This is a genomic window from Petrotoga sibirica DSM 13575 (assembly GCF_002924625.1).
In the GTDB taxonomy this organism is placed as follows: Bacteria; Thermotogota; Thermotogae; order Petrotogales; family Petrotogaceae; genus Petrotoga; species Petrotoga sibirica.
The window spans coordinates 61,825-74,326 of record NZ_JAHC01000017.1 but is presented as its reverse complement, the minus strand read 5'-3'; the positions used below and the strand labels follow the sequence as shown (position 1 = coordinate 74,326).

Annotated in this window: 8 protein-coding genes; 1 reads left to right on the top strand and 7 read right to left on the bottom strand. The window is 33.4% G+C overall.

The genetic code is table 11. The features are described 5' to 3' along the window. The first annotated feature begins 91 nt into the window (after positions 1 to 91). Positions 92 to 2,305, top strand: coding sequence for a glycoside hydrolase family protein (locus AA80_RS05030; protein ID WP_103876733.1), 2,214 nt, complete (start codon positions 92 to 94; stop codon positions 2,303 to 2,305). Positions 2,306 to 2,406: 101 nt separating this feature from the next. Here AA80_RS05030 and AA80_RS05025 read toward each other — a convergent pair whose 3' ends face one another. From AA80_RS05025 to AA80_RS04995, 7 genes are all read right to left on the bottom strand, one after another. After that, positions 2,407 to 4,590: a TIM-barrel domain-containing protein gene (locus AA80_RS05025; protein WP_103876732.1), complete on the bottom strand. Its 2,184-nt coding sequence runs from the start codon at positions 4,588 to 4,590 to the stop codon at positions 2,407 to 2,409. Positions 4,591 to 4,611: 21 nt separating this feature from the next. Beyond that, positions 4,612 to 6,255: a glycoside hydrolase family 66 protein gene (locus tag AA80_RS05020; RefSeq protein ID WP_103876731.1), complete on the bottom strand. Its 1,644-nt coding sequence runs from the start codon at positions 6,253 to 6,255 to the stop codon at positions 4,612 to 4,614. A gap of 16 nt (positions 6,256 to 6,271) precedes the next feature. Beyond that, complete coding sequence (locus tag AA80_RS05015) at positions 6,272 to 7,114, bottom strand: carbohydrate ABC transporter permease (protein WP_103876730.1); 843 nt, start codon at positions 7,112 to 7,114, stop codon at positions 6,272 to 6,274. A 14-nt stretch (positions 7,115 to 7,128) separates the two neighbouring features. After that, positions 7,129 to 8,013, bottom strand: coding sequence for a carbohydrate ABC transporter permease (locus AA80_RS05010; RefSeq protein ID WP_103876729.1), 885 nt, complete (start codon positions 8,011 to 8,013; stop codon positions 7,129 to 7,131). A 78-nt stretch (positions 8,014 to 8,091) separates the two neighbouring features. Beyond that, on the bottom strand, positions 8,092 to 9,339 hold the full coding sequence (locus AA80_RS05005; RefSeq protein WP_103876728.1) for an extracellular solute-binding protein: 1,248 nt from the start codon (positions 9,337 to 9,339) through the stop codon (positions 8,092 to 8,094). A gap of 12 nt (positions 9,340 to 9,351) precedes the next feature. Then, complete coding sequence (locus tag AA80_RS05000; RefSeq protein WP_103876727.1) at positions 9,352 to 10,539, bottom strand: ROK family protein; 1,188 nt, start codon at positions 10,537 to 10,539, stop codon at positions 9,352 to 9,354. A gap of 234 nt (positions 10,540 to 10,773) precedes the next feature. Further along, complete coding sequence (locus AA80_RS04995) at positions 10,774 to 12,498, bottom strand: DUF4910 domain-containing protein (RefSeq protein WP_103876726.1); 1,725 nt, start codon at positions 12,496 to 12,498, stop codon at positions 10,774 to 10,776. Between the last annotated feature and the right edge of the window lie 4 nt (positions 12,499 to 12,502).

Below are 12,502 nucleotides of genomic sequence, written 5' to 3'. Positions count from 1 at the left end.
CTTATTTCTGCAGCATTTATAAATGCTGCAGAAATATTTGTTAGCACAAAGTTTATAGGGAGGAACGTTTATGAATTGGAGGAAATTCTTTATGTTTTCTTTTCTTTTTTTATCTGTAATTTCTTTTAGTGTGCCGGAGATAAATCTTAACCATCTTGAATTCTTAAGGGACGAATTCATAATAGAAGGTGAGTCAAAAATCGGTTATTGGGTATATGCAGAAAAATTTGGAGATACATATGTTCACACAGGGGCAAAAGGCGAAGGAGTAACTTGTGTAGATGATGTAGCAAGGGTAGCAGTGTTGTATACAGAACTTTATAAACTGTATAAAAACGAGCATTACCTTCTAAGAGCAAAAGAAGCTTTAGATTTTGTGATGGCCCTTCAAGACTCTGATGGAGATTTCTATAACTTTATTTTTGATGATGGCAGTATTAATAAGCAAGGAATTACGAGTAGGAAATCAGCAAACTGGTGGGCGGCAAGAGGATTTTGGGCTATTTCAAATGCATTAGGAATCTATAATGAGGATCGGGATTTTCAAAAGAAATTAGAAAGTTCTGCCAAATTAGCGTATAGTTTTTTGTCAAAGAGCTTGGATGACAATAATTTTTTAAATAAAAATTCGGATGTTTCTTCCGTTTTCCTTTTAGGGGTGATTGAATATTACAAATATACAGGGGATGAAAGTGTAAAAGAATTGGCAATAAAAATTGGGGATTCAATTATTGATACACAGATAAAAGAAGGGCTGTTGAAGGGGGCGTTCAACGAAGGAACAGATTACCAATTATGGCACAGTTGGGGTAGTAGGCAAGGGGAATCTCTGATTGAACTGTACAAAATAACAGGAAATTCTAAACATTTAGATTCTGCAATCTTTCTAGCGGATGAATTCTATCCAGTATTGCTTTCACTAGGTCCTGTTTATGAAATAGGAAAGTATATAAAAACGTATCCTCAGATTGCTTATGCAGTCGAACCAATAATTTCAACTTTGGTGAAATTATACTTAGTTACCCGTGAAGAAAAATATGCCCATATGGCTGTATTGTTTGGAGGCTTTTTTGAAAGGAACAACCATTTATCTTCTCCTATGTATGGACCTAACGGTGAGGGTTATGACTCTCTACACTCAATATATATAAACAGCAATGCTGGTGCTGAATCGACAATATGTGCTTTGCTAAGTTTAGTAAGGTTAAAAACCTTACCTCCAGAGATTCAACCATTAACTTCATCTAAGATAGTTGGTGGGCGGCAAACTCTATTGTTTGAAGCTGAGAAAATGAATACAGGCATTTATTCTTTCGAATTAGATAATGCCAACAACATTCGGATTAAGACTGAGGAAAGCATAAGGATCAGACAAAAAATTGACAACTTTTATTCTGATGAGTATGAAGTTTGCATATCCGGGTCTTTTGATTCTAAAACCTACGTTAAAGCTTCTTCTGGAGATAATTCAATAGATAAAAACATAGAGCCGGGCGATGGTATAATGTACGTTGGAAGCTTAAATATGAAGGATAATCGAATTATTTTGTATTTAAAACCTGAAAATGGCTTTATTTACATAGATCAAGTTATTTTAAAACCAATAGATCCCATTTATATATTCGAATTCGACCAATCTTATTATGAATTCTCAAAAGGTAAAATTGAAAAAACAACTTATGAAACAAAAGCAGAAGAAAGTTTATATACCCAAACTGCTGAAGTTGAAGGTATTTTTTTCGAAAACGGCTTTTTATTGAATATAGAAGAGTTATTTAACAACGACGGAATTGTAAGTTTTTCCAACAGAAAATCCGGGAATTTCGATAACTTCGATGGAATAATAGGGGCAAAATACCCAGCAGAAGAACTTACAAAACATTTAGTGAATAATTTGTTATTTTATGAAAAAGAAGATGTATATTTTAAAATTAAAATCGATCGAAACGATAACCTAATATTAACTTCACAAGTTATAAATCTAAAAAATATAGAAAAAAAATTCGATTACATGTACATTGTTGGAGCGAGCGACCATGGAAATTATACAGGTAAGATACTAATTCTTTACCAAGATGGATCAAGTCAAGAAGTGAACATAGCCTTTTCCGATTGGTGCCAATCTCCAATTTATGGTGAAACTATTTTTTTGGAGTTTGGTTATAGATACGATAGCTTAGGAATCACAGAAAATATCAATCCGAAAATGTATTTGTTGAAGATTCCCCTAAAATCTGTACCTTTGCAATCTATCTTTTTGCCTCAAATTCCAACGATGCATATCTTTGCCATATCTTTAAAGTGAATTTAAGAATGCATTATGCTTTTTGAAAATAGAAGAGTAAAACCCATTTTTGAATAGTAGATTCTTAGACAAAAAGGACTTGGGAGTATCCCAAGACTTTTCTAAATGAGCATATCTTTTTTGATGACACTTCCATCACTGTCGTATATTTCGAAATGGATCTTTTTTATTTTCAAAATATTTGCTGGATCGTATGGTTTCACATCTATTTTGAAATCGCTGTCTACTTTTGTTATATCTATCTTTAAATTACCAAACTCACCTTTTGTGAAGTTGTAAGTAGTTCCATCGTCATCATAATAATTGTAAATAGCGTGATCGCTAACCAAACCAATGACTGTCAGTTCTGTAATGTCTTTTTCACCAACATAATTCATAGGTTCGGACAGAACTATCAAGCTATTCTCTTTTATAAAAAGAGGAATTTCGTTTAAATCCGCCTCAATGTAATAATCACCCGGTTCATAAACCTTCATATTTCTTTCTTCGTATTTAGAAGCTGTCCAATTTAGCCACTTCACTTCTGGCAAGTGTACGTATCTTCCCTTTTTGTTTTGTTCATGAACCGTTCCCACCATCAAGGAATCTCCGTACATGTACTGATCTTCTATATCTTTTACCCTATCCCCTTCAAATACAAAAGATAAAGGTTTTACAAATGGGACCGATTCCTTCACGGAGTTCATATATTCTGAGTAAGTATAAGGTATGAAAGCGTATCTGAGCCTCACTATATCTCTCATGATGTTCAATGATTCTTCGTCGAACTGCCAAGGTTCTTGAGACCTTGTATTTAGTGCGGTGTGGTTTCGGTAAAAAGGTGTGAATGCTCCTAACTCCATCCATCTTATGACTAATTCGGCAGATGAATCTGCTCCAAAGCCACCAACATCAGCCCCTGTGTAGAAAAATCCCATCATATTTAAAGATTGCAGCATTCTTATATTAACAAGCATATGTTCCCACCAAGATTTATTATCTCCCATCCATATTGAAGCCATCCTGTGAAGGCCAGGATAACTGCTTCTTGACAGTAGCAGGTATCTTTCATTCGGTAATAACTCTTTCAACTCATCTGCAGTCGCTTTCGTCATATTGAATCCATATAAGTTATGAACTGTATCGTGATTTATTAAACTACCGTCATCTAGTTTGTGAAAGAAGCTACTATAATCTTCTTTGTTGTTGGCTATGTTTAAAAGTGTTTCTTTTGCCAAGAAAACCTCTATTCCGGCATTTTCCTTATTTTCCTCCAAATATCTCAACAGTTCAAAAAGCTTGTTTAAACCTTTAGGAGTATAAAATATTGAAGGTTCATTCATATCGTTCCAAAAGCCTTTTATTCCCATATCTGTAAAGAGTTTATACTTCTTACCCCACCATCTTCTAACTTCTGAGTTCAAAAAGTTTGGAAAGTGCGTAGGTCCGGGCCAAACAGCTGCAACAAAGTCATTACCCTTTTCATCCACACAGAAAAAGCCTTTTTGCTTACCTTCTTCGTACATTTCATATTCCTTTTCTATCTTTACCCCAGGGTCTATAATCGGTATAATTTTTATTCCTATTTCTTTTAGGTCCTTCACCATCCCTTCGAAGTTAGGAAATTTTTCTTTGTTTATTGTGAAAACCTTGTAACTATCCATGTAATCTATATCTGTGTAAATGACATCACAAGGGATTCCAGTTTCTCTGAATTTTTTTGCTACATTTCTAACTTCCTCTTCAGAGAAATAACTCCACTTTGATTGCTGAAACCCAAAGGCCCATTTTGGAGGGATGTAAGGTTTACCTGTTAAATTAAAGTATTCCTTTATTATGGATAGCTTTTCATCAGTATCAAAGATATACAAATCAAAATCTTTTGAAGGAACGGTTATCTTTAAAATATCTTTATCTGTGAATCCTATGTCAAAGATAATTTCAGAAGGATAATCAATGAATAATCCGAAAGTACTTTTTCCATCCAAGATCATAAAAGGATGAGAACCGTATAAAGACATTTTTTCAGGGGTGTGTTCAGGATCATCTGTGTTGTAGAATCTGTAGATTTTACCTCTTTTGTTCAATGCCCCAAGAGTTTCTCCTAATCCATATACAACATCTTCTTTTGACATCTTGTATACGAAATTTATTTTGTTGTTTTCTTCTTCAACTTGAAAATATGGGAAAGTATCGTTTTGTTGGAAATCTTTGCTTTCTAATTCAACGATCACCGCCCCTGTTTTAAAAGGTTTGCCGCTTCTGTACAAAGTAGTGTATTGCGTTAACTGCATCATTGTGAACATGGATAAATCCTCCTCAAGTTTTTATTCTAATTCCATCAGAATAGTTGACCAATATTCAATTGTTGGAACTTTTACAATTAACCCATTTTCTGTTTCTGAAAAATCTATTTTTGAAAAAAACAACTGATTATCAGCTGAAGCAAAATATACATTTTTAATATTGTTTAAAGGAATAAAAATTTCTATATCATTGATTGTATTGGGTTTTTTTGTTTTCATTCTCCAAAAGTCTGTGCTTATCCCTACGAAATTGACAAGATTAATGAAAACATACTTAGAATTCATCTTAACATTGTACCATATAGAATCTTTTTTTGGGTTCAAAGATAAATTATTTCCTTTTAATTCTACTTCTTTTTCAAGGATATCAAATAATTCTTCATATCTTACTTGGTAATCGTAGTAATTCCTAAGTTTATTTAGTAAATCTTGACTTACAATATCTGCGTCACCAGGGAAATAGGGTCCTCCAAGTATTAACATATATTCTCCCAGTTCTAATCTTCTTCCACCACTTATTGCAATAACAGCATCGGTCAAAGTAATATTTTCTTCAAAAGAGGGATTAATGTAAGCAGCAGTTATGACATCCTTTTTGCTTCTTTCCTTAGCTTCTTTGATCATTTTGTACATATCTTCATATGTATTACATGATTCCCAAGGTTCAATATAAATCATGTCTGCTTTAGTTTGAGATTGAATTTCCTTAGGCCAATTATTAACATAATTAAAGATTACAGGAGCTTCTGTTTGCTGTTTCAATTCATTTATGAATTCCTTAAAACCTTTAGATGTTATGTAAGGTTTATATTCGTTATCTTCTAAGTAAAAAGATGCATAATCTTTAGGGTATCCATATTGATCTAAATGTATCCCATCAAATCCAAAATTTAAAGTTTCTTTACATTGTTGTATAAGAAATTTTGTCCAACCTGAATCTTGATAAGTATTTGTGATTAAAATTTTTTGATAAAAATCAACCGGTTCATAATTCTCACCTTTTATTTCGTATAACAACCACTCGGGATGGTCTGAGCCAAGATTTCTTTCTACACCGTAAATAGGGACATAAGCCATAGAAAAAATATTATTTTCATGCCCTTCTCTAATTAATTCTTTTAAAACAGAATTTGATATATTTCTTTCTCTATTCCAGGCATCTTTGTAATTTTCTTTTTTAGCAACTAGATATCCATAATCATACATCCAATCGTAATATTGCAAAGAGTTGATATGGTATTGGGCTAAATAATCCATCGTTTTTTCGGTGTTAAATCTTCCTTCGCCAAAATCTGTTAAAAACCCATAGCGAGGCGACTCAGTCCATGAATTTAAAACCGAAAGGCCCCTGCTTAAGATCAGATTATCATTTACATAAAAGTCTAATCCATACCCTCCAACTTTAGAAGGAGCTTTTAAAGATATTTGCATGATTTCTCCCACTTTAGATATGTTCATACTTAATTCATTGATTGTTTGAATATCTTTAGTTATAACAATTTTAATTTTTTTAGTTTCGTTAGGAAGATTCAACAATCTTAGATTTATAGAATCATTTGGATAATAAAATGATTTATCAAACAAAATGTCCATACTTTCACCTCCAAATATTGATACGAATAAAAGCAAGTTGTAAAAGCTTAAAAATATGATTTTCTTACGCAATTAAAAGCTCCTCCTTTCAAAGTTTTAAACCTCCTTCAGAAACTGATTGTATAAAATACTTTTGGAAGAGGACATAAACTACTAGTACGGGTGCCAAAGAAATCATAGTTCCTGCAAATAAAACATTCCATTGAACGCTAAATTGACCTTTGAAAGTCATTATACCGATAGGCAATGTCCAATTGTTCTTTGAAGTTAATATCAAAGATGGCCAAAAATAGTCATCCCATATTCCCAAAAAAGACATTATAGTTAACGCTCCTACAGGAGGGAGAGCTTGTGGGAAAACTATATAAATAAATCTCTGCCAGGCATTGGCTCCATCCAATTCTGCACTTTCTTCGTATTCAACAGGCATAGCCTCAAAAAATCCTCTCAAAAAAAAGGCGTTGAATGCAATCCCTCCTATGCCTCCTGTTAAAATAAGTGTAATTTTGTTATCCATCAACCATCTTATTTTACTAACAATGTCGAATTGAGGAATTATGAGAAGTAATCCCGGTACGGCTAAAGTAGCAATTAGAAGGGAGAAAAAAGTTTCTTTTCCCGGAAAATTATACCTTGCAAATCCATATGCCGTTAAAGTGGATAATAGAACATTCAAAATAATTGCAGGAAGCGTTATGGTAACGCTATTTACAAAGTATCTGGCAAAATCTGTTTCTTTCCAGACGGTTATATAATTTTGGAATGTGGCAGGCTTAGGGATTAATTGAGGTGGAACGGTGAAAATATAACTTGTTTCCTTTAAGGAAGTTATAAACATATAGTAGAATGGAAAAGTCATTATTATTGCTCCTAAAATTAAAATACAAAAAACAATTATGTTAATTATTTTTTTTGATTTTTTTCTTTGCATTTTTTCACCCCTTATTAGAAACTTCTTTTAGCTAATAGTTTCCTTTGGATTTGAGCTATGGTAAAAACAATAAGGAAGAAAATTACTGATATTGCTGACCCGTAACCAAAATGGAAGTAATCGAAGGCTTCTTTAAACATATATGAAGACAAGACCTCCGTTGATCCCATCGGTCCCCCGCCAGTCATAACGTAAACCGAAAGAAAAACATTAAATCCGCCAATTGTAAGCATGACAAGTTCGAACACAATTGTGGGTACCATTAAAGGTAAAGTAATTTTAGTTGTGGTTTGCCAGCTATTAGCTCCGTCTAAAGAAGCCGCTTCGTAAAGTTGTTTAGGTATTCCCTGAAGTCCGGCTAAGAAAATAAGCATCGACCACCCTATGCCTTTCCATATGCCCAATGTGTAAATAGGTATCATTGCTGTTTTTGGGTTGGATAGCCATGGAACATCCTTCTGTATTATATGAAGCAAGTCTTTTAATAGAAAGTTTACTAAACCTCCTCTTGCAGCAAAGAGATATTGAAACAATATTGAGACTATTACCCAAGAAGTGATGACAGGCAAATAGTACAGCAACCGAAATAAAGTTTGACCTTTCATTTTTCTATTTAAAAGGAGAGCTACTAAAAAGCCAAAAATCATTTGTCCAGGAACCGTAATTAGTGTATAAAAAATCGTATTCTTAAGAGCTACATAAAATTTTAGATCTTGAAATAATTGGGTATAATTTTTTAAGCCAATAAATTTATTAGGAATATTAGGATTAATATTCCATTTATATAAACTCATAATAAAACTTTTTATAATCGGGTACAAAGTCCACGCAAAATAACTGATCAAACCAGGCAAGACAAAAAGAAGGCCCACCAATTTTCTTCTCTTTTTCCTAGTCATTCTTTATTCCTCCTATAATACAAGAAATTATATTAGGTGGAGGAGAATATCCTCCACCTAGAATTTTACTTTCCATTCTTATCTATAGTCATTCAGAATTTCTTCAATTTCATAAGCGGCGTTATCTAAAGCATCCTGTGCCTCTACTCCTCCTATGACCGCATTTTGCCAGGCACTATCCAAAATATCGTTGATTTCGTTCCAAGCAGGATGAGGGGAGCGAGGAACTGCTGTTTCTAATTGTTTTAGATAAACTGGGAAGAATGGATGTTCTTTAATTTCAGGTTCGTCAAGTAATCCATTCAATATTGGCATCTGACCTACAGTTGCAAATTTTAGCTGAACATCCTTTGAGGTCAAGAATTTTACAAATTCCCATGCTTCTTCTTTGTATTTAGTAGAGTTGAAAATAACTATGTCTTCACCGCCGACAACAGACTTGGATCCGCCTTTACCAGCAGGAATGAGGGAATAATTAATTTCTGCATCGGGATACTGACCTTTTATAATACTCCAAGACCATGGGCCATCAAAGGTCATAGCATAAATACCTTCAGCATATCCTTCTAATACACCAATTCCCCCTCCTCCGATAGGAGCAATATAGCCTTGATTGTATAAATCTTTAAATGTTTTTAAAGCTTCGACACTTTCAGGTGCATTTACGTATCCTTTTGCCTTCGAATTTGTTGGATCAAGGATTTGACCACCAAAAGAATATATCCAAGCCATACTATTCCATGGTCCGAAACCAGTATCTGCAAAACCCCATTGGTCAATCTGTCCGTCTCCATCAGTATCTTTGGTTAAAGTTTTGATATATTTAATAAATTCTGCCATATTTGTTGGAGGCGAAGTTAATCCACTTTCTTCAAACATTTCACGGTTCCATAACAAAACTCTTGTATTTGTATCCAAAGGAACTCCATAATAGTGACCTTTCCAGTAATTTGTAGCCAGTGGGCCAGGTAAAAAATCATCTTTAATTTGTTGAAAATCCTTAGGAAATTCTTCATCGACTGGCAATAAGACGCCAATATCAGCAAATTGTGGGACCCAGATAATATCCATCCTCATAACGTCAGGGTATTGTGCAGCTGCTGTGCTTACGATCAATCTTCTTCTCATTTCATCGTAAGGAACTTGAACTTCTGTAATTTTAATATCAGGATGTTCTTTTTCAAATTCCGGTATAATTTCTTCAGTTAATAGTTTATACTCTCCAGAAGCAGTAGAATAACTATGCCAAAAAATAACTTCCTTAACCTGAGCTAACATGAAGGTGCTAATAAGTACCACAACCAACAAAAAGAATGCTTTTTTCATAATACCTCCTCCTCAAACATTGATATAAAACATCTCCTCTTGAATTACTTGATACACACCACCCAACATCCATGCTTTTGGTCCTAAGTTATCAACATCGTAAATCACCCTTTCACCTAAAGTTCCGAAGGCATTTTCTCTTGCATAGTTTATAGAGTTTTCTAAGAAATAATCTGAAAACTCTAAGGCTTCTCCACCTATCAAAAAGTATTCAGGAGTAAAAATATTGATTAAATTTTTTATGGCTGTTCCTATTAATTTTGAATATTCGTTGAAAACCTCGTGTGATACTTGAGGATCTTCTTTTAAAGCTAATCTTATAAAGTCAATTTCTGATAACTCCGTATTTTTAAACGTTTTATAATATTCTTTGAGAAGAGTGTTTTCACTTTTTGTGTAGATCTTATTAACCAAAGATTCAAAGCTAGCTTCTGCTTCTAAGCATCCATAGCTACCACACCTACATCTATTTCCATTCTCTTTTATAGTCATGTGTCCAATTTCTCCGGCGCCGCCGTTTCCAGTGTAAAGATTTCCATTTACAATAAGTGAACCCCCTATGCCAACCCCAAGAGTCATAACTAACGCATGTTTATAATTTTTTAATTTTCCTTTCCATAAGTGAGCAAGTGTGAAAGAATCAACATCGTTTATTATGTAAACAGGTACCTTTAAGATATTTTTTAAGATTTTGCCAAGTTCAACGTTTTTCCAATTTAAAATAAAAGAATCTAGAACAACACCTTTTGTTGAATCGATTGTACCTGAAACAGCTACAGAAGCTCCGACTAAATTATTTTTGCTTTTTTGTTCAACGTATTCTTTAATCAGACAGGAAATTTTATGGGGGTCAAACTCTTCTCCAAACTCTGTTCGTTCCTGAGATAAGATATTTCCAGTTAGATCAGTGATTATCAGTTGAAGATATCCCAAACCTATCTTCACACCTAAAATATTTCCGAAATCTGGGTTAATGCATAATAGAATGGGTTTTCTTCCTCCGGTCGAATTGCTTTCCCCAACTACCCTGATCAAACCCTTCTTTAGTAAATCAGAGGTAATCTTTGTGACTGTTCCACCACTCAAACTTGTTTTTCTTGCTAGTGAAGCTCTGTCAATTTTTTTTTCTAAAAAGATTTCCTTTAATATGGTTTTTTCATTTATATCCCTAATTAATTCTCTGCTACCTACTAAAGCCAATTTTTCTCCTCTTTTCTATAAATTTTAGAATAATTTTATTATCTTACTTTCTTTACTATCGAAAGTAAGTTTATGAAAATTATAAATCTATTTACAAAAATAGTCAAGTTTAATTACAGCAGATTATGAGCGATTACGAAGGTTTAGATCTATTTAAAAGCGTTTACCTTGCTTTTTCTTAAAAATAAAAAATAAGGCACTCATATAGAGTGCCCTAATATAATAAGAAAAATCTTATATTTCGATTAATTTTTCTTCTTTTAATCTTTGCAAATAATGCTCAACTTCAGATTTTAAATCTTCCTCAATTCCCAACTCTGCTTTTGCAATTAAAATAGCATCTTCTTTTGAAAATCCTAGTTCAAATATATTTAAAAATACATCCATGAAATCTCTAAAGTTAGGTATTTTTTCTCTAATTTGGTTCATCCATTTTATATCTTCGATATTGTGCCACGAATCAGAAATCGGTCCAATATTTTTTCTTACCTTTCTTTTTTGTGAAGGGATCAAATCAAAGTCAATTTTTTCTTTAAAAAATTCAATTAATTCTTCTTCAACATCTCCATATTTAGAGAGTTGCTTTAGCTTTAGGTATGTCATGTAGTTTACATAATTGGTGATAAGTTTGCTTTGAGCATTGACTAACTTGAAATGATTGTTTATAATTTTGCCTTTTACTTGTGCCAAAACTTCTTCACTCATGTTGTCTAGATCGTAGATACTTTTTAACACAGCTTTTCCTATCCAGTCAAGGGTGTCTTTTGAACATTTATCAACCGTGTCGTCGCTTGAATGGTAATATCTATCGGGCCAATTTGTTAATGACACAGCAGGTATTCCCAAGCTGGGGTCTGAAAACATGTAATGATCAGAACCTCCTGAATATCTTTCGAAAGATAATCTAAAAGCAGGATATTCTAAGTTCACATAAAGAAGTTCCGCTAAAAAAGAAGGTATTGCCCAGGGGGATGCAGTTAATTTAAGAGTAGACCCTGTTTTAAATTGATCTTCTCCCACCATATCTAAGTTTATAACGTAAGCGTTTTTTGGGAATTCTGTTGTTAAATAAGCGGCTGTACCGTACATCTCTGCTACCCAAAGACCAATGATTTTTCTGTTTAATTGGTCTTGGAATTTTTCTAATACTCTCATTATTTCTGCCAGTAGTGCTGAGCCGCTTGCATTGTCGTTGGCTCCCGGTTTTGGATGACACAGATGAGCAGTTAAAATAATAGCTGGTTGATCGGCATCTTTACCTATGTTTTCTTGTAAGACTTCTAGGGTATTTGTTCCTTGATCTGCATCTAAAAAGGCTTCTATGTAAACTTTTCCTTTTTTAAGCTTTTCCCTTAATTCTTGAAATTGATCATAAGATAAAGCGTAACCAAAGGCGTACTTATTTTTAAAACTCGGGAAAGAAGTATAATTAATGGTATTGGGTAAGAGTTCTGGAGTTCTTCCTATGGATTTATCCTGAGCTTTCATGTAATAACTGAGGACACACCTCGCGTTGAATTTTTCTACAGCATAGTGGTAGACTAAGGTGGGATTGCCATCAGCCAATACCGCATTTCCTGATTCAAAATTTTTGTAGTCTTCCTCTTTTTCTCCTTTTCCTACATCGAAGACTTTCAGTTTCTCTATGCCATCTGTTTTATCTGATAGAAATATTGCTGAGATAGGTGTTAGAGATAGATCAGAAACTATGTATTTCCCCTTTTGATATTTTAAATAACCCCCCTTTAGATTCCAGCTTGGAGGACTTTGCCACGTGTTGTAAGTTTTATTCATAGGAAAGGTCAACAATGTTGAATTTTTCAAATAATTTTGAATTATTTCTATCGCCTTGGAATATTCCAAGCTACCTTTTGCTCTGTGAAAATCAGAGATTTTTCTGATTAATTCAAGTACATTTCTTGAGGAAAATTCGTAAAATATATCTTTTAAATCTATCATTTTA

Coding starts and splice junctions, on each gene's coding strand:
- AA80_RS05030 (WP_103876733.1), top strand. CDS start 92: ATGTTTTCTTTTCTTTTTTTATCTGTAATTTCTTTTAGTGTGCCGGAG.
- AA80_RS05025 (WP_103876732.1), bottom strand. CDS start 4,590: ATGTTCACAATGATGCAGTTAACGCAATACACTACTTTGTACAGAAGC.
- AA80_RS05015 (WP_103876730.1), bottom strand. CDS start 7,114: ATGCAAAGAAAAAAATCAAAAAAAATAATTAACATAATTGTTTTTTGT.
- AA80_RS05010 (WP_103876729.1), bottom strand. CDS start 8,013: ATGACTAGGAAAAAGAGAAGAAAATTGGTGGGCCTTCTTTTTGTCTTG.
- AA80_RS05005 (WP_103876728.1), bottom strand. CDS start 9,339: ATGAAAAAAGCATTCTTTTTGTTGGTTGTGGTACTTATTAGCACCTTC.
- AA80_RS04995 (WP_103876726.1), bottom strand. CDS start 12,498: ATGATAGATTTAAAAGATATATTTTACGAATTTTCCTCAAGAAATGTA.